The sequence below is a fragment of the Brevibacterium sp. NPDC049920 genome (assembly GCF_040656435.1).
Lineage (GTDB): Bacteria > Actinomycetota > Actinomycetes > Actinomycetales > Brevibacteriaceae > Brevibacterium > Brevibacterium pityocampae.
The window spans coordinates 303,191-319,351 of the sequence record NZ_JBFAMF010000002.1; the positions used below are offsets into that span (position 1 = coordinate 303,191).

General features: G+C 71.3%; 18 protein-coding genes, 1 tRNA gene and 1 pseudogene. 7 read left to right on the top strand and 13 right to left on the bottom strand.

The window, feature by feature from the left end; all coding sequences use genetic code 11:
• Positions 1–37: 37 nt before the first annotated feature.
• Both AB0I45_RS03180 and dinB read right to left on the bottom strand, forming a co-directional pair.
• Positions 38–460 (bottom strand): DUF3040 domain-containing protein, encoded by a 423-nt coding sequence (locus AB0I45_RS03180; RefSeq protein WP_137319965.1) that lies wholly within the window; start codon positions 458–460, stop codon positions 38–40.
• A gap of 108 nt (positions 461–568) precedes the next feature.
• Positions 569–1,810 carry a DNA polymerase IV gene (gene dinB / locus AB0I45_RS03185; RefSeq protein ID WP_137319966.1) on the bottom strand — a complete coding sequence of 414 codons (1,242 nt, stop codon included), beginning with the start codon at positions 1,808–1,810 and terminating at the stop codon, positions 569–571.
• 28 nt (positions 1,811–1,838) lie between these two features.
• Here dinB and AB0I45_RS03190 point away from each other — a divergent pair, with 28 nt between their 5' ends.
• Positions 1,839–2,411 carry a hypothetical protein gene (locus AB0I45_RS03190; RefSeq protein ID WP_345031209.1) on the top strand — a complete coding sequence of 191 codons (573 nt, stop codon included), beginning with the start codon at positions 1,839–1,841 and terminating at the stop codon, positions 2,409–2,411.
• Positions 2,408–3,487, top strand: a complete 1,080-nt coding sequence (locus tag AB0I45_RS03195) for a polyprenyl synthetase family protein (RefSeq protein ID WP_345031207.1) — start codon at positions 2,408–2,410, stop codon at positions 3,485–3,487. The genes AB0I45_RS03190 and AB0I45_RS03195 overlap by 4 nt, the downstream gene beginning before the upstream one ends.
• Before the next feature lie 102 nt (positions 3,488–3,589).
• Here AB0I45_RS03195 and AB0I45_RS03200 read toward each other — a convergent pair whose 3' ends face one another.
• Positions 3,590–3,943 carry an Rv2175c family DNA-binding protein gene (locus AB0I45_RS03200; protein ID WP_295690179.1) on the bottom strand — a complete coding sequence of 118 codons (354 nt, stop codon included), beginning with the start codon at positions 3,941–3,943 and terminating at the stop codon, positions 3,590–3,592.
• Between the two features lie 124 nt (positions 3,944–4,067).
• Between AB0I45_RS03200 and AB0I45_RS03205 the strand changes: the two genes are divergently transcribed.
• Together AB0I45_RS03205 and AB0I45_RS03210 are read left to right on the top strand one after the other, a co-directional pair.
• Positions 4,068–5,234 (top strand): LysM peptidoglycan-binding domain-containing protein, encoded by a 1,167-nt coding sequence (locus tag AB0I45_RS03205; protein ID WP_254668805.1) that lies wholly within the window; start codon positions 4,068–4,070, stop codon positions 5,232–5,234.
• A complete protein-coding gene (locus AB0I45_RS03210) occupies positions 5,231–7,165 on the top strand; it encodes a PASTA domain-containing protein (protein WP_137319970.1) in 1,935 nt (644 codons plus the stop codon). The genes AB0I45_RS03205 and AB0I45_RS03210 overlap by 4 nt, the downstream gene beginning before the upstream one ends.
• Before the next feature lie 7 nt (positions 7,166–7,172).
• On the opposite strand, the gene AB0I45_RS03215 is transcribed toward AB0I45_RS03210, so the two are convergent.
• The 9 genes and pseudogenes from AB0I45_RS03215 to AB0I45_RS03255 form a co-directional block, all read right to left on the bottom strand.
• Entirely contained in the window at positions 7,173–8,210 is a 1,038-nt protein-coding gene (locus AB0I45_RS03215) for a GntG family PLP-dependent aldolase (protein ID WP_137319971.1), read from the bottom strand.
• A 94-nt stretch (positions 8,211–8,304) separates the two neighbouring features.
• Positions 8,305–9,705: a class II 3-deoxy-7-phosphoheptulonate synthase gene (locus AB0I45_RS03220; RefSeq protein WP_295690188.1), complete on the bottom strand. Its 1,401-nt coding sequence runs from the start codon at positions 9,703–9,705 to the stop codon at positions 8,305–8,307.
• 66 nt (positions 9,706–9,771) lie between these two features.
• Positions 9,772–10,248 (bottom strand): bifunctional nuclease family protein, encoded by a 477-nt coding sequence (locus AB0I45_RS03225; RefSeq protein WP_137319973.1) that lies wholly within the window; start codon positions 10,246–10,248, stop codon positions 9,772–9,774.
• A 13-nt stretch (positions 10,249–10,261) separates the two neighbouring features.
• Positions 10,262–10,558 (bottom strand): annotated as a pseudogene (locus tag AB0I45_RS03230) (FHA domain-containing protein); the annotation flags it as partial.
• Between the two features lie 755 nt (positions 10,559–11,313).
• The gene (gene gcvH / locus AB0I45_RS03235) at positions 11,314–11,718 is read right to left on the bottom strand and encodes a glycine cleavage system protein GcvH (protein WP_360316672.1); all 405 of its coding nucleotides are present in this window, start codon (positions 11,716–11,718) and stop codon (positions 11,314–11,316) included.
• Between the two features lie 250 nt (positions 11,719–11,968).
• Complete coding sequence (locus AB0I45_RS03240) at positions 11,969–12,775, bottom strand: DUF881 domain-containing protein (protein ID WP_345031200.1); 807 nt, start codon at positions 12,773–12,775, stop codon at positions 11,969–11,971.
• Positions 12,772–13,104, bottom strand: coding sequence for a small basic family protein (locus AB0I45_RS03245; RefSeq protein WP_137319977.1), 333 nt, complete (start codon positions 13,102–13,104; stop codon positions 12,772–12,774). The genes AB0I45_RS03240 and AB0I45_RS03245 overlap by 4 nt, the downstream gene beginning before the upstream one ends.
• Positions 13,101–14,114: a DUF881 domain-containing protein gene (locus AB0I45_RS03250; RefSeq protein WP_345031197.1), complete on the bottom strand. Its 1,014-nt coding sequence runs from the start codon at positions 14,112–14,114 to the stop codon at positions 13,101–13,103. Before AB0I45_RS03250 ends, AB0I45_RS03245 begins: the two co-directional genes overlap by 4 nt.
• A 127-nt stretch (positions 14,115–14,241) precedes the next feature.
• The gene (locus AB0I45_RS03255; RefSeq protein ID WP_345031196.1) at positions 14,242–14,445 is read right to left on the bottom strand and encodes a zinc-ribbon domain-containing protein; all 204 of its coding nucleotides are present in this window, start codon (positions 14,443–14,445) and stop codon (positions 14,242–14,244) included.
• A 107-nt stretch (positions 14,446–14,552) separates the two neighbouring features.
• On the opposite strand from AB0I45_RS03255, the gene AB0I45_RS03260 reads away from it, so the two are divergent.
• Positions 14,553–14,626: transfer RNA gene (locus AB0I45_RS03260), tRNA-Pro, on the top strand.
• 56 nt (positions 14,627–14,682) lie between these two features.
• On the opposite strand, the gene AB0I45_RS03265 is transcribed toward AB0I45_RS03260, so the two are convergent.
• Entirely contained in the window at positions 14,683–15,432 is a 750-nt protein-coding gene (locus tag AB0I45_RS03265; RefSeq protein ID WP_175406975.1) for a DDE-type integrase/transposase/recombinase, read from the bottom strand.
• Between the two features lie 62 nt (positions 15,433–15,494).
• On the opposite strand from AB0I45_RS03265, the gene AB0I45_RS03270 reads away from it, so the two are divergent.
• Both AB0I45_RS03270 and AB0I45_RS03275 read left to right on the top strand, forming a co-directional pair.
• Positions 15,495–15,812 carry a transposase gene (locus AB0I45_RS03270; RefSeq protein ID WP_360316678.1) on the top strand — a complete coding sequence of 106 codons (318 nt, stop codon included), beginning with the start codon at positions 15,495–15,497 and terminating at the stop codon, positions 15,810–15,812.
• Positions 15,809–16,161 (top strand): IS3 family transposase (locus tag AB0I45_RS03275; protein WP_360316681.1); only part of this gene is annotated, 353 nt, incomplete at its 3' end. The genes AB0I45_RS03270 and AB0I45_RS03275, both read left to right, overlap by 4 nt.

Below are 16,161 nucleotides of genomic sequence, written 5' to 3' on the forward strand. Positions count from 1 at the left end.
TGTCTGCGCGGTGCTCGGGTCAGGGGGGCGCAGTGGATCATTCGCCGCGGCGGCGCTTGTCCCAGCGGTCCTCGAGGCGATCCATGAAGCCGCCGTTCGCGCCGCCGGCGGCGCTCTTCGCCCTACCCGGCGCACGGGTGGCGGAATCGGCGGCACCGGTGGGCGCCGCGGACGGGGCATCGTTCCCGGCGACCGCCCAATAGCCGCCGAGCACCATGATCGCGAAGCCGATCACCCCGCCGATGACGTTGAAGGGGAGCTCGAAGAGATAGATCGAGGCGACGACCACGGCCGCCCCGGCGATGAGCGCGAGCGCACCGCCGACGAACCGCTTGGCCGAGATCGGCGAGCCGGCTTCGCTGCGCGGCTGCGTGATGTTCTGGGCGAAGCGGGGGTCCTCGCTGCGCAGCTGCTTCTCGAGCTGATCGAGCAGCTGTTGTTCATGGTCCGAAAGCGGCATGCCGGCCCCCTAGTGCACACGCGGAAAACTGAGTATCCCCATCATAGTCCGCCGACGCCGAGTTGGACATCCGGCCGCAGCCATTGGTCCGAATCTCTGACGAACCACTCAGCCTCCCCGGTCGCGCTTCCTCCGCATCAAGGATGCTTGGCTGATCGCTGCGCTCCCGAACCGCTGTCGCACGGCGTCGAGGGCGAGTTCGGCCTCGCGCGGGGAGTGCTCGGGCTCGTCGAGCGTGGACTGGCGCCCGGCGGCGGAGATGTCGACGAGGTCGGCGGCCCGCAGCCCGAGCAGCCGCACCGGCTGCGCGTGCGCCTCGCGGAGCCGGTGGAGGGCCGGCAGCAGCGCCTCGTGGAGCTCGGCGGCGACGTCGGACGGGGCGGCGAGCGTGACCGAGCGGGAGAAGGTGGTGAAGTCCGCCAGCCGGTACTTGAGCCCGACGACCGCCGCCGCCTTGCCCTCGCCGCGCAGGCGGGAGGCCACGGTGTCGGCGAGCCGGAGCAGCTCGAGCTCGAGCACAGCGGGGTCCGCGACGTCGTGCGGGAAGGTGTGCTCGCCGCTGATCGTGTGGTCCCGCGCGGAGCTGTGGACCGTGCGCCCGTCGCGGCCGTGGGCGTAGCCGTGGAGCGTGATCCCCGCGGAGCCGAGGATGCGCTGCAGCCAGGCGGGGTCGGCATCGGCGAGCTGGGCGATCTGCCGGATGCCGTAGCGGGCGAGCACCGACTGCGTGCGGGCACCCACCCCGGGCAGCGCCTCGACCGGCATCGGGCGGAGGAAGTCGGCGACCTCGGCGACGGGGACGACGAGCAGACCGTCGGGCTTGGCCCGGGCCGAGGCGAGCTTCGCCACCACCATGCTGTCGGCCGCACCGATCGACGCGGCCAGTCCGGTGCGCTCCCGGATCGCTGCCCGCAGGTCCGCGGCGATGCGCGCGGGGCGGCCGAGCCGGCGCAGCGCGGAGCTCACATCGAGGTAGCCCTCGTCGACGCTGACCTGCGCGTAGTCCTCGGTGACCGTGGACACGACCTCGAACACCTGGCGGGAGAACGCGCCGTAGCGGCCCTTGGAGGGCGGGATCACCGTGGCGTGCGGGCACAGAGCGACCGCCCGGGACATCGGCATCGCCGCGTGGACGCCGTACTCGCGGGCCTCGTAGCTCGCCGACACCACGACCCCGCGGCCGCTGCGACCGCCGACGATGACTGCGGTGCCGATGAGCTCGGGGCGCTCGAGGAGCTCGACGGACACGAAGAAGGCGTCCATGTCGAGGTGGAGGATCGTGCACCCGGTGTCGTCGGTGCCGAGGGCGGCGAGGTCCCCGCCGGAGCGCGACAGCTGCTTTCGACTCATCTCACCCCTGCCCGGTAAACTCGAGAGCATGATACATCGCATCGCGCTCATGGGCGCCGGACTCGCGACCGCTGCGGCGCTGACCGCCTGCACCGCTCCGGACCCCGTCACGGAGGAGTCCTCTCCCGCGGCGGCCGAGTCCGCCGAGCCGACCGAGGAGGAGCGGACCCCCGGTGTGATGACCACCCAGGGTGCCCTGCTGCCCGATTTCCCGGCCGCGATCGAGCAGCTCCCCGACAGCGAGATCATCTCCTCCTCGCTCGGCACCGTCGACGCCGGGGAGGCCGGACAGTCCGCAGATGCATCCGCCCCGGCCGAGGGCGAGGAGGCCCCCGAGGGCGAGGAGGCGCCGGCCGAGCATGTCAACGCGGCGCTCGTCATGCGCACCGACATGTCCGAGGAGGACATCCTGTCCTTCTACACCGAGTCCCTCGAGGGCCACGGCTTCGCCGCGGTCGGCGAGGCCGGGTCGAAGGACGGCGTGACCACGCAGGCGTTCCACGCCGAGGGCGACGCGCAGACCGTGTCCGTCTCGATCGGCCCCGACCCCGACGACGAGGCGAAGCGCCTCGTGACCGTCGGCGGCGTGGTCGCTCCGTGAGCCGGCTCACCCCACCGGCCGCCGTCATCGAGCGGGTCGACGCCGCGCTCGCCGAGTCACTGAGCGCCGCAGCGGACTCCTTCGCCGCGATCTCACCGAGCGCCGCGGAGCTCATCGACCCGATCCGCGAGTTCACCGCGAAGGGCAAGCGGATCCGCGCGCTCATCACCTGGTGGGGCTTCGAGCTCGGCGGCGGCGACGCGGCTGCGGAGCCCGGCATCGCCCGGGTCGCCGCGTCCGTCGAGCTGCTCCATGCCGCAGCCCTCATCCACGACGACATCATCGACGACTCCGACACCCGCCGCGGGCGTCCGGCCGTCCATGCCGCGCACCGCACCGCGCACGCCGAGCGCGGCTGGGCCGGTGACGCCGCCCTCTACGGCACCGGCGCCGGGATCATCGCCGGCGACCTGTGCCTGTCGCTGAGCGAGGAGATCTACAGCTCCGCCGGGCTCTCCCGGCTCGCGGAGCCCGAGGCCGTCCGCCGGCACGACGACTTCCGCCGCGAGGTCATGGTCGGCCAGTTCCTCGACATCCGGCTCCAGGCCGCACCGGTGGAGCCCGCGGACCTCATCGATCGCGCCCGCGAGGTGCTCACCTACAAGTCCGCGAAGTACTCCGTCGAGCACCCGCTCCTGCTCGGTGCCGCGCTCGGCGGCGCGGACGAGGACCAGCTCGCCGCGCTCGCAGAGTTCGGGCTGCCGCTCGGGCGCGCCTTCCAGCTCCGCGACGACGAGCTCGGCGTGTTCGGGGACCCGCAGGTCACCGGCAAGCCCGCCGGGGACGACCTGCGCCAGGGCAAGAAGACCGTGCTCGTCGGCTCCGCCCTCACCCGCCTCGATCCGGACACCGCCGCCTGGTTCGCCGAGCGCCTCGGCGCCGCGGACCTCACCGACGCGGAGATCGGCCGGATGGAGGAGCTGCTGATCTCGACCGGCGCGCTCGCCGCGTTCGAGGAGCAGATCGATGCGGAGACCACCCGCGCGGAGTCCGCGCTCGCCGAGCTCCCGCTCGCCGCGACGGACCGCGCGCTGCTCGAGGCGTACATCCTCCGGCTCACCCGCCGCGCCGCCTGACGCCGGCTCCGCGACGCCGATCGCGACGGCTCGGTGAGCGCGGCGCAGCTCAGCAGTCCGGGGGTCGAGTCAGCCGGGTGGATCAGCTGGCCGGGAGCCGGATCAGAAGGCCAGGGCCTGGGCGCGGCGGCGCACCTCGCCCTTGTTGTTCGCCCGGAGCAGGTCGATCGGCCGCCCGGGCAGCGTGTCGTCGGGGTTGAAGAGCCAGGCGATCGCCGCCTCGGCGTCGTAGCCTGCATCCTCGAGGAGGATGAGGGTGCCCTTGAGCGCCGGGACGGGTGCCTCGCCGTCGATGAAGAGGGTCGGCACCCGGAACACCATCGGGTCTCCGTGCTTGAATCCGGCGATCGCCCGGTCCTCGACCCAGCGCCGCACCTTCGAGATGCCGACGCCGGTGTCCTCGGCGATATCGGGCAGGGTCGTCCATTCCTCTACGAGGGTCTCTGCTGTGCTCACCCGTCCAGGGTACTGCCCGACACGCCGGGCGCGCACGCTCACCCGATTCTGCGCCGTCTCCTCGCTAGGCTGGTCATGACTCCATCCGCAGCTTGTCTTCCCCCTATGAACTGCAGGTCATCGCATGAGCACTCCAGCGACGCGTCCCGCCTCACCGCGGGCCCGACGGGCGTACAGCACTGCCGCCGCGTCCGCGCCCCTCATGGTCGCCGCCCTGCTCGCGGGCACCGCCCCCGCTCAGGCCGCGCACCCCGATGCCCCCGGCTCCCCGCTGCAGCCGGATTCCCGTCCTGCCCCGGCTCCCGGTCCCACCGCACCGCTCGAGGCGGCCGCGGCACCCGTCACCGAGGCTCCCCAGCTTCCCTTCGTCGTCGACGGACCCGGCTTCACCTCGGGCACCACGACCGCCGCGGTCCCGGTGTCCCACGGCGGGCGCACCTACCAGGTGCGGACCGGGGACACGGTGATCTCCATCGCCGCGAAGCACGGGGTGTCCGCCCCCGCCCTGCTCGAGCTCAACCGCCTGCGCGGGAAGGCGGGCGTCCGCCCCGGCCAGGTCCTCTCCCTGCCCGAGCAGGCCTCGGTCCCGGCGCCGGCCGGGCACCGTGTGCGCCCCGGTGATACGCTCGCCGCGATCGCGCACCGGCACGGCACCACCGTCCCGGCGCTCCAGCGGGCGAACGCGATGGGCACCTCGACGGTCCTGCGCACCGGGGAGCTCCTCGCGCTTTCCGGCACCGGCGCATCGAGCCAGCGGCCCTCGCCGCCCGCCGTCATCGACCTCCCCCATCTGCCGCGCGCCTTCGAGGGCCGCGCCTACCCCGCCGCGGTCCACACCGCCGCTCGGATCAACAAACAGACCCTCGCCGCCCGCCCGGCCCCGCACCGGACGGAGATCACCGCGCTCGTCGCCTCGATCGCCCGGCAGCTCGGCGTCGACCCGAGCCTCGCGCTCGCCGTCGCCCAGCAGGAGTCCGGGTTCAATCAGCGCGTCGTGTCCCCGGCGAACGCGATCGGCGTCATGCAGGTCTCGCCGGCCGCCGGGGCCTGGGCGGGACAGCTCGCCGGCCGCGATCTCGACATCCTCGACGCCGCGGACAACATCACCGCCGGCACGGCGATCCTGCGCTGGCTCACCCGCACCGCGGACTCCGAGTCGCAGGCACTCGCGGGCTACTACCAGGGGCTGAGCTCGGTGCAGGAGAACGGACCCTACGCGGACACCCGGCGCTACGTGCGCGCAGTGCAGGTCCAGAAGGACCGATTCAGGACACAGGAGCAGAAATCATGATGGCCCTCCAGGACCCGCTGCTCGGCATCGTGCTCGACGAGCGGTACCGCATCGAGGCGGTCGTCGCCCGCGGCGGCATGGCCATGGTGTACCGCGGCACCGACCTGCGGCTCGACCGCGAGGTCGCGATCAAGGTCATGCACGCCCACCTGCTCAGCGACGACACCTTCGTCGAGCGCTTCAAGCGCGAGGCGATCAACGCCGCGCGCCTCAGCCACCCCAACCTCGTCGCCGTCCACGACCAGGGTCGCGACGGCGACGTCGTCTACCTCGTCATGGAGTACCTCGAGTCGGTGACGCTGCGCAAGGAGCTGGGGCACCGCGGCCGGCTCAGCCCGCGCCAGGCGATCGTCGTCATGGACTCGATCCTCGCAGCGCTCGAGGCTGTCCACGCCGCCGGCATCATCCACCGCGACCTCAAGCCGGACAATGTGCTGCTCGGCACCGACGGCCAGATCAAGCTCGCCGATTTCGGCCTCGCCCGGGCGGTGACGAGCGCGACGACGACGAAGACGCTGATCGGCACGGTCGGCTACGTCGCCCCGGAGCTCGTCACCCGCACGGGAGCCGACGCGCGCACCGACCTCTACACGCTCGGCATCATGTTCTACGAGATGCTCACCGGCTCCCAGCCGTACACCGACGAGGTGCCGATCCAGGTCGCCTACCGTCACGTCCACGATTCGGTGCCCGCCCCCTCGGAATCGCGCGCCGGGATCAGCCCCCTGCTCGACGCGATCGTGCTGTGGGCGACCTCCCGCGAGCCCGACGACCGGCCGGGCGGCGCGAGCGCCCTGCGCACCGCGCTCACCGAGGCGCGGATGTCGCTCTCCGAGGCCGAGCTCGACCTCGCCACCTGCGACGGCGACCCCACCGCCCACTCCCCCGTGCTCACCGCGACGATGGTCATCGACGAGGATCCAGAGCAGCCCGAGCCCAAGGAGCCGCGGGCGCGCACCGACGAGATCCCCTACCTCGCCGACGAGGAGGACGACGACGCGGAGCGGGACGTCGACACCGGAGCCGCACAGGACTCCCGGGTCGCCGCTGCCGGTGCTTCCGCCGGTGCGCACGGGGCGGCGGGTTCCACCGGTCCCGGTCGCACGAAGCGCACCCGGATGCTCGCCGGGTCCGGCGGCGGGCCCCACGGCGGCGCGGGCACCCGTCCGGGCGGTCGCCGCGGGCCGCGCAAGCGGGTCGCCGGAGTGCTCGCCGCCGCTGTCGCGCTCGGCCTCGTGGCCTGGGGCGTGACGCCCACGGAGGAGCCGATGGCAGCGGTGCCCGCCGCGGTCGCCGGCCAGGATCAGCGCGACGCCTCCCGCACCATCACCGATGCCGGGCTCGAGGTCCGCACCCACGAGGTCTTCAACACCGCGGTGCCGGCGGGCAAGGTCGTCGGCACCGAACCGGGGCCGGGCACCGAGCTCGCCCCGGACTCCGTCGTCACCGTGCTCGTGTCGAAGGGCGAGGAGCTGTTCGGCACCCCGGACACCGCCGGCGGCACCGAGGAGGAGGCGCGCACCGCGCTCGAGGAGGCCGGCCTCACCGTCGGCACGGTGTCGCGCGAGCACTCGTCGAGCGTGCCCGACGGCGAAGTCATGTCCCAGTCGGTGGAGGCCGGCGCACAGGTGCCGCCGGGCACCGCGGTCGACCTCGTCGTGTCGAAGGGCGTCGCCCCGGTCACCGTGCCGATCGTCACCGGGCTCGAGTACGACACCGCGTTCGGCAAGCTCACCCGCCTGGGCTTCCTCGTGGCGAAGGAGGAGAAGTACGACGACTCCGTCGAGAAGGGACGCGTGATCTCGCAGTGGCCGCGCGGAGAGAAGGAGGTGGGCCCGGGCGAGCTCGTCATCCTCACCGTGTCGAAGGGCAAGGAGCCCGCCGACGGCGAGAAGAAGGACGAGGCGGAGTCCGAGGAGAAGACGGACTGACTCCGGGTCAGGCGTTCTCGGCGAGGCTGCGGGCGAGGATCTCCCCGGCGCGCCGGGCATCCTCGGCGGACACGTCGAGGTGCGTGACGATCCGCACCGAATCCTCGTCCATGACCGACACCCGCACCCCGGCGGCCTCGGTCGCCGCGGCGTAGGCCTGCGCGTCGAGTCCGGTGGGGCCGAGATCGATGAAGACGATGTTCGTGTCCACGGTGTCCGGGTCGACGACGGCCGGGTCGACCTCGGCGATGGCCCGGGCGATCCGGGCCGCGGCCGCGTTGTCCTCGGCCAGTCGCTCGAGGTTGTGCTCGAGCGCCCACAGGCCGGCCGCGGCGAGGATCCCCGCCTGTCGCATGCCCCCGCCGTAGCGCTTGCGGAGCACGCGCGCCTCGGCGATGAGCTCGGCGGAGCCGACGAGCACGCTGCCCACCGGCGCCCCGAGCCCCTTGGACAGGCACAGGGAGACCGAGTCGGCGAGCGCACCGTACTCCCCCAGTCCGACCCCGGTGGCCGCGGCGGCGTTCGCGATCCGCGCGCCGTCGACGTGGACTGCGACCCCGAGCTCGCGGGTGCGCGCGTGCAGGGTACGCAGCTGCTCGATGTCGGCGACCCGACCCCCGCCGAAGTTGTGGCTGTTCTCCACCGAGATCACCGCGGTACCCACCTGGTTGTAGCCGCGCGGGCGGCTCACCATGGACAGCGCCTGCGCGGCATCGAAGGTGCCGTCGGCCGACACCCAGGTGCGGGAGGTGACGCCGGCCAGCGCAGCATGCCCGCCGCACTCGGCGCGCAGGATGTGCGCGCGGTGGTCGGCGAGCACCTCCCAGCCGCGGGGCACCTGCGCGGCGATGCCGAGCATGTTCGTCATCGACCCCGAGGGGCAGAACAGGCCCGCCTCATGGGACAGCAGCCCCGCCACCTGCTCCTCGAGGGCATTGATCGTCGGGTCCTCGCCGTAGACGTCGTCGCCCACCTCGGCCTCGGCCATTGCGCGGCGCATGTCCGGCGTGGGGCGGGTGACGGTGTCGGAGCGCAGATCGATCATCGGGGCCCTCCCGGGGTGTGTGCGGATGCCGTGGGTGCGGGGCGTCGCGGTCGCGGGGGTTCCCCGCCGGTGCGGTGCTCCGGTCCCGGCCTCGTCAGTGCTGGGTCTTCTGGCGGTCGGTGAGGTACTCCGCGACCTGGAAGGCCATCTCGAGGGACTGGTCGTGGTTGAGGCGCGGGTCGACGAGCGTCTCGTAGCGCCGCCGCAGGCCTTCCTCGTCGATCTCGGAGGCCCCGCCGAGCACCTCGGTGACGTCGTCGCCGGTGAGCTCGATGTGGAGGCCGCCGGGGATCGTGCCGGCGTCGTAGTGGGCGTCGAAGAAGCCGGCGACCTCGCCCATGACGTCCTCGAAGCGACGGGTCTTGTAGCCGGTGTTCGAGGTGATGGTGTTGCCGTGCATGGGATCGCACACCCAGGTGACCTGGGGCAGGCGATCGCCGATATCCCCGAGGAGCTTCGGGAGGCGCTCGCGGATGACCTCGGCGCCCATCCGGGTGATGAAGGTCAGGCGGCCGGGCTCGCCCTCGGGGTCGAGCTTGTCGGCCAGCGCGAGCGCGTCGTCCGCGGTGGCGGTGGGTCCGAGCTTGACGCCGATCGGGTTCTTCACCCGCGACAGGAAGTCGACGTGGGCGGAGTCGAGCTGTCGGGTCCGCTCGCCGATCCACAGGAAGTGGCCCGACACGTCGTAGGGGTCGCCGGTGCGGGAGTCGATCCGGGTGAGAGCGCGCTCGTACTCGAGCAGGAGCGCCTCGTGGGCGGAGAAGAACTGGACGGAGCCGATCGCGTCGAAATCGGCTCCGCACGCGTCCATGAACTTGAGCGCGCGATCGATCTCGCGGGCGAGCTGCTCGTAGCGGTGGTAGTTCGGGTTCGAGCCGAGGAAGCCGCGGTTCCACTCGTGGACGAGGCGCAGGTCCGCGAAGCCGCCGGTGGTGAAGGCGCGGATGAGATTGAGCGTCGACGAGGACACGTGGTAGGCGTCGAGCAGCCGGTTCGGGTCGTGACGGCGCGCCTCGGGGGTGAACTCGTGGTCGTTGACGATGTCGCCGCGGTAGGACGGCAGCGTCACACCGTCGCGGGTCTCCATGTCCGAGGACCGCGGTTTGGCGAACTGCCCGGCCATCCGGCCGATCTTGGCGACCGGCAGGGATCCGCCGTAGGTGAGGACGACGGCCATCTGGAGCACCGTCTGCACACGGCGCCGGATGGCGTCGGCGGAGGCGCTGGCGAAGGACTCCGCGCAGTCTCCCCCGGCGAGCACGAAGGCCTCACCGCGGGACGCCTGCGCGATGTGGTCGCGCAGCCGGTCGGCCTCGCCGGCGAAGATCAGGGGCGGCACCTCGCGCAGGCGGTCGAGGACCCCTGCGAGCTCCTCGGCGTCCTGATACGTCGGCTGCTGCAGCGGCTCGAGAGAACGCCAGGCGTCGAGACCGGCGATGGTCTCCTCGCTGGCCTCGGCCTGTCCGGCGGCTTCGTACAGTCGGCTGGTATTCAAGCTCACGGATGTCTCACCTGGTTCGATCGTTGTGATGGGGCGGGCGGGTGCGGGACGTACGGCGGCTCAGGACCGGCCCTCGAAGTCCTCGGGCGACACGTGGTCGAGGAACTCGCGGAACTGCGCGACCTCCTCCTCGTCGGGCGCCGGGGCGTCGATGCCGTTCTCCGCGACGACCTCCTCGGCCGCATAGACCGGGCTGTCGGCGATGAGCGCCATCGCGATCGCGTCCGAGGGGCGCGCCGAGATCGTCTTGCCGGCCTCGGTGCGGAGCTCGGCGAGGAAGGTGTGGTTCTCCCGACCGGTGATCACGACTCGGCTCAGGCTGTCGCCGTGCGCTTCGAGGATGTCGAGCATGAGGTGGTGGCTCAGCGGCCGCGGCGGTGTCAGCCCGCGCTGCACGATCCCGATCGCGTTCGCCTCTGCGGCGCCGATCCAGATCGGCAGGAACCGGGGCAGGTTCACCGCCTTGAGCAGGAGGATGGGCTGGTTGGCGGGGAGCTCGATGCGCACCCCGACGACCTCGACTTCGACAGCGGCCATGGACAGCCCCGCCTCAGGCGGTCCGCGGTCGCTGCTGGAAGATCATCCGGAACTTGCCGATCTGCACGTCGGCACCGTTCTGCAGCTCCACGGAGTCGATGAGCTGCCGGCCCACGTAGGTGCCGTTGAGCGAACCGGTGTCGCGCAGGGTGAATCCGGCAGGGGTGCGGACGAACTCCGCGTGCTTGCGCGACACGGTGACGTCGTCGAGAAAGATGTCGGCGTTCGGGCTGCGCCCGACGGTGACGACATCGGTGTCGAGGAGGATCTGGGCACCGGCGTCCGGGCCGGAGACCACGACGAGCAGCGCATCGGAATCCTGCAGGTGCGCGAGATCCGGGACCGGGTGGATCTCACCGGTGTGCGGGTCGAGGAACCCCTGGAACTGCTGCGAGTCCGCGGGCGCGGCCCGGCCGGAGTCGGTCTGGTGGTCCTGCGGCCCCCCGGCGGCGCCGTAGGGCTGGCCCTGGGAGCCGTACTGACCCTGGTCCTGCGGCTGCTGCCACTGGCCCTGGTCGCCGTAGGGCTGGCCCTGCGAACCGTACTGGCCCTGATCCTGCTGCTGCCACTGGCCGTGCTGCGGCGCCGGTGCACCGATGGGCTGACCGTAGGGCTGCCCCTGGGAGCCGTACGGCTGCTGTGCGCCGTACTGTCCCTGGTCCTGGGGCTGCTGCCACTGACCCTGGTCGCCGGACGGCTGCGCCTGCTGGGTGCCGTAGGCGTGGCCCTGGGAGCCGTTCTGCGGCTGCTGCCACTGCTCCTGGTGCACGGGGGCCTGCTGCCGGCCGTAGGGCTGTCCCTGCGAGCCGTACTGTCCCTGGTCCTGCGGCTGCTGCCACTGACCGTGCTGCGGCGCGGAACCGGCCTGGGCGTGCGGATCGGGCGCGACAGGGGCGTGGTTCTGCGTCGGCGGCTGCGCGCCGCCGTCGGCCTCACCCTGCGGACCGGGCTGCTCGCCCTGGTCCCCGAACGGGAAGGTCTTCGGAGCCCGCTCCTCGTCGGTGCCGCCGTACCAGGGGGCCTGCGGGACTCCGGAGTCGTTCCGGGGGTCGTGCTGCTGGGACATCAGGCTCCCTCGCTTTCCACTTCCTGGCTGTACGTGTCTGCATCCATGAGCGCGTCCGCCCCGGCGGGGCTGCTCAACCTCACCTCGAAGAGCCAGCCGGCGCCGTAGGGATCGGAGTTGACGGTCTCCGGGGTCTCGACGACCTCGTCGTTGACCGTGACGACCTCTCCGCTGACAGGGGCGACGACGTTGGACACACTCTTCGTGCTCTCGATCTCCCCGCAGGTCTCATCTGCGGTGATGGTGTCACCGACGGCAGGCAGGTCGACGAACACGACGTCTCCCAGGGAGTCCTGGGCGAAATCGCTGATCCCGACTCGGACGACGGCGTCCTGCCCCGTACCGGCGACCCATTCGTGATCGCGCGAGTACTTGAGGTCGGCCGGGAAGTCCAACTGAGCCATGTCATCTCCTGCGTCGTGTGGTGGTGCCACCAGCATAGCCGTTCGCCCACCTCAGGTAACATTCGGGCGACGAATTCGTCACACACCTTATCCGGGTGCTGTTCCGCGGTCGAGCGGGGCGCCGCACCCCTGCTCGGAGGCCGCTCGGAGGCCGCTCGCCCGCCGGTCCCGGCTGCGCACCTGACCAGCCATGATGCGGGCGTCGGTTCACGCACCTCCGGGTTCGGATCGTTCCGGGCTCCGCCCCTGTTCAGCCCCCGTCGCCATCGTCGCCGTCCTCACCCTCGGCCGGGGCGACCACGCTGTCGATGTCCACCGCATCATGCGTCTCCACGGTGAACGTGCCCCCGCGCTGCTCGATCGTATCGGCAACGCCGCCGGGGATCCGCATCGCCGTGGCCATGGTGTCCGGCTCGCCGATCGCGGTGATGGTGATCGGTCGGCTGAGATCCGCGCCGGCGACGCGCAGCCTGCCGTCCTCGGACTCGGTGAAGTAGGTGTCGACGACCACCCGGGTGCCGTTGATGTCGATCGCCTCGGCCCCGGCATCGCGCAGCTCCTGGACGAAGGTGACGAGGTTCGCCGCGGTGACGACGCCTGCGGAGCCGTCGATCGTGGCGACGATGCCCGGCCCGGTGACGGCGACGGTGCCGGCGAGGATCGACAGTGCCTCGACCCGGTCGCGCGCCTGCTGCCGGGCGGCCTCGCGCTGATTAGAACCGGATTCGAGCTCCTGCTCGTCCCGGCTCAGCTGGGAGGCCTCCGACTCGAGCCGGGCGTTGCGGTCGTCGATGTCGTCGAGCACCCGGACGAGCTCGGTCTCCGAGAGCTGGCTGAGGCCGGATTCCTCGGTCTGCTGGATCTGGGCGACGAATGCGAAGCCGAGCAGCGCGCAGAGCACTCCGGCGAGCGCCTGGGAGCGCCAGGAGGAGAGACCGAGGGCGGAGCGCAGCCTCTCCCAGGCCTGCTCCCGGGTGCCGGCGTGCTCCGGCTCCGGGTTGGGCCCGGGCGGACCGGACTCCGGTCGCTCCCGCGGATCGAGGTCGCCGGTGCTCATGCCTTGAACAGCTGTCTGCGGATGGCCGCGGCGTTGGTGAAGATGCGGATGCCGAGGACCACGACGACGCCGGTGGATAGCTGCGAGCCGACTCCGAGCTTGTCGCCGATGAACACGATGAGCGCGGCGACGAGGGAGTTGGAGAAGAAGGAGATGACGAAGACGCGGTCGTCGAAGTTCCCGCTGAGCACTGCCCGCAGGCCACCGGCGAGCGCGTCGAGCGCGGCGACCACGGCGATCGGGAGGTAGGGCTGGATGACGGCGGGGACGGCCGGGTCGAGGATGATCCCGAGCCCGATCCCGATGACGAGTCCGATGATGGCGATCACAGAATGGCCTCCGGTCCGGGGTCGGTGCGTTCGGCGAAGCGCGGGGCGGAGACCTCGGCCGCGGGCAGGGTGCGCTCCTCGCGGGAGATCTGCGAGCCGATCCCGTATTCGGTCCGGATCGTCGTGAGGTAGTCGGCGGCGGGCGCGGCGAGGAACCGGTCGCCGAGCTCCTCGTCGCCGATCGCGACGACCTCGTAGGGCGGTTCGAGCGGATCGAAATTCACGAGGATCGCGCTGCCGGCCGAGCGGATGGCCGAGGCCGAGGTGAGCCGGTGGCCGTTGATCGCGATGCCCTGCGCACCGACGGCGTTCAACCCGTTGACGACGGTCTGCAGGTCGATGTCCTGCACCCGGTTCTCCGCGGCGGTGGTCTGCCGGGGGTCGTCCTCGGCCTCGGCCCGGTCCTGGTCACGCAGGGTGATGATCGTGCCGGGGCCGGTGAGCTCCTCGGCGCCGGCAGTGCGGGCGAGCGCGTCGAGCTCGCGGCTCTGCTCCTCGGTCAGCGCCGAGCGCTGAGCGGAGGCGAGCGCAGCCGTGCGCTCCTCGATGTCGGAGGCGAGCCGCTCGTTGTCCTGCTGCCGGGACTCGATCTGCCCGGCGAGGAAATCGGCGGTGCCCCGCTCCCCGTCCTCGGTGCGGGTGAGCTGGACGACCGCGACGGTGAAGGTCAGCCCGAGCACGACGGCGACAGCGCCGAACATCATCCGCGAGCCGGTGGTGCGGGGCACCTTCTTGCTCGCCGCGATCTCGTAGTCGGGCTCCGGAGTGCGGTTCCACAGGGATTCGAGCAGGGATTCGGAGAACGAGGTGCGGGGCCGGTCGGATTCGCGCGAGGAGATGCGGCGCTCGGCGAAGCGGCGGGCGCGCGCCGGATCGGAGCGGCGAGTGCGGGAGCGGCGGCTGCGGCGGGTGTCGGAGGCGGCGAGGGCGGCGCGCCTCTCGGAGATCGGCGGCTCCCGGTCGGAGCCTTCTGCGCGTGCTCGGGGGTCCTCGGAGTGCTCGTCCGCCACGCGCCCCTCCTCGTCTCGTCCGTCCCGATGCCGCGTCGATTCCCCATCGTGGCATATCCGGGCCGGTGTCGCACTCAGTCCAGGAGCGCGGACCGGCGGGGTCCGTGCGGATCACGCTGCGGGTGGGTCACACCTCGATCAAGGCGGTGCAGATGCCGCAGGTCTCGAACTCGCGGCGGCCCCAGCGCGCGATAGGGATGAAGAAGAGGGTGAACCGGGAGAACTCGCGCATCCGGTTCCACCGGGTGGTGTTGTGGCAGCGCGGGCAGTCGCGCAGCGCGCCGGGGCCCTGGGGTCTCTGCCGCTTGCCGAAACCGAAGATGACGAACATCGGGCCAGTCTACGCGTCACCGGCCCGCGGGGTGCCGGCCGTTTTTGCCCGCACGGCGGGCGGGGTATAAGGTTGTCCAGGATCGTTTCGCCGCAGGGCGGACCAATCGGGCTATGGCGCAGCTTGGTAGCGCGCTTGACTGGGGGTCAAGAGGTCGTGGGTTCGAATCCCGCTAGCCCGACAGTGTGATGTCTCAGTACATCGGAAACACCCCGAACCCATGGTTCGGGGTGTTTTTCATTGCTTCTGGTAACGGCGTGTGGGGTCCAGGGTGAGGTCGCGGATGACTTCTCCGGTGGTCTTGTCCACGATCGTGATGTGGCGGTCTTTGATGATGAGGACGACGCGGGTTCGGGCGTGGGTTCGGCCGACGCCGATGGAGTACATGCGGGAGTCGTAGCGGAGGCTGACTTTCCCGGTTCTGTCGATCCGGTCGTGGCGGTAGCGGGTAGTGTCGGCCGGCAGTGGTGAGGGCGTGTCCTTGGGTTTGCTGATGTAGGCGGCGTAGGGGGTGGTCTTCTTCGCGCTCTGAACGCGCTGGGTGTTGTAGATGGTGGCGAACGCGTTGAGTCGGGTGTTGAGCTCTGCGATCGTGGTGGCCGGTTCGGTGGCGGCGAGCCATTTCTTCATCGTCTGTTGGAAGCGTTCGACTTTCCCTTGGGTCTGGGGGTGGTTGCCGGTGCCGTTGCGCTGTTCGATGTCGTGGGCGCGCAGGTGTTTCTCGAAGCGGTTGATGTCGCCGCGGTAGCGGGCGGTGTAGACGAGTCCGTTGTCGGTCAGGGTGGCTGCCGGGAGGCCGTGGCTGCTGGTGGTGCGGGTGAATGTGGATACCACGGTGTTGACGGTGATGCGCGGGTGGGCGGAGATGTGCAGCGCGTAGCGGGAGTAGTCATCGAGCCAGGTGATGACTTCGACGTCGGTGTCGTCGGCGAGTCGGACGTGGGTGAAGTCTGATTGCCAGCAGCCGGTTGCGTCGCCTGAGCTCACGCAGTGTCGCGCGTCAGATTTAGTGGCAGGGCCGTTATGTAGGTCCTGAAGGAGAGTCAGACATGGGTAGACCACCCTCGATTCCGGCGGAGAAGAAGACCCGGATAGTGCTGAGCGTGCTGGCCGGCGAGATGTCCATCGCCGAAGCGGCACGCAAGGAGAAAGTCAGTGAGCATTCCATCGGACGGTGGAAGGCCGAGTTCCTGGAAGCCGGCAAGACCGCCCTGGCGGCCGGCAGGTCCGGACCATCCTCCCGAGAGGAACAGCTGGAGGCCGAGGTCGCCGAGCTGACCCAGGCCTTGGGCGAGGCACACCTGGAAGCCAGGGTGTGGAAGAAGTCCGCGGAGGGCCGGCTGGGCCCTTCGAGGACCTCGAGGTGATCCGCGTGGAAGCGGGCATGTCGACCGCGAGGTTCTGCCAGCTCTTCGACATGCCCGAGCGGACCTGGCGCCGCTGGCAGGCCAAGGCCCGCACCGGGACGGCGGTGAAGGGACCGTGGCCGCAACCGGCACGGCAGGCCGCCAGCGAACTGGTGGTCGAGCACGCGCTGGCCCATCCGGCGTGGGGGCATCGGAAGATCTGGGCGATGGTCCGCCACGACGGGCATGTGGTTTCCGAGGCGACCGTGCTGCGAATCCTGCGCGACGAGGGGCTGATTCTGCCCGCGCAGTACCAACGGGAGCGACGGAAGCTGGCCGAGCGGCGCAAGGCCGCGTTCGCCACCGAGCC

Excerpts from the sequence above, each read along its gene's own strand:
- AB0I45_RS03225 (WP_137319973.1), bottom strand. The coding sequence starts at position 10,248 with ATGGCCGCTGTCGAAGTCGAGGTCGTCGGGGTGCGCATCGAGCTCCCC.
- dinB (WP_137319966.1), bottom strand. The coding sequence starts at position 1,810 with ATGAGTCGAAAGCAGCTGTCGCGCTCCGGCGGGGACCTCGCCGCCCTC.
- AB0I45_RS03205 (WP_254668805.1), top strand. The coding sequence starts at position 4,068 with ATGAGCACTCCAGCGACGCGTCCCGCCTCACCGCGGGCCCGACGGGCG.
- AB0I45_RS03240 (WP_345031200.1), bottom strand. The coding sequence starts at position 12,775 with ATGAGCACCGGCGACCTCGATCCGCGGGAGCGACCGGAGTCCGGTCCG.
- gcvH (WP_360316672.1), bottom strand. The coding sequence starts at position 11,718 with ATGGCTCAGTTGGACTTCCCGGCCGACCTCAAGTACTCGCGCGATCAC.
- AB0I45_RS03210 (WP_137319970.1), top strand. The coding sequence starts at position 5,231 with ATGATGGCCCTCCAGGACCCGCTGCTCGGCATCGTGCTCGACGAGCGG.
- AB0I45_RS03255 (WP_345031196.1), bottom strand. The coding sequence starts at position 14,445 with ATGTTCGTCATCTTCGGTTTCGGCAAGCGGCAGAGACCCCAGGGCCCC.
- AB0I45_RS03190 (WP_345031209.1), top strand. The coding sequence starts at position 1,839 with ATGATACATCGCATCGCGCTCATGGGCGCCGGACTCGCGACCGCTGCG.
- AB0I45_RS03270 (WP_360316678.1), top strand. The coding sequence starts at position 15,495 with ATGGGTAGACCACCCTCGATTCCGGCGGAGAAGAAGACCCGGATAGTG.
- AB0I45_RS03180 (WP_137319965.1), bottom strand. The coding sequence starts at position 460 with ATGCCGCTTTCGGACCATGAACAACAGCTGCTCGATCAGCTCGAGAAG.
- AB0I45_RS03215 (WP_137319971.1), bottom strand. The coding sequence starts at position 8,210 with ATGATCGATCTGCGCTCCGACACCGTCACCCGCCCCACGCCGGACATG.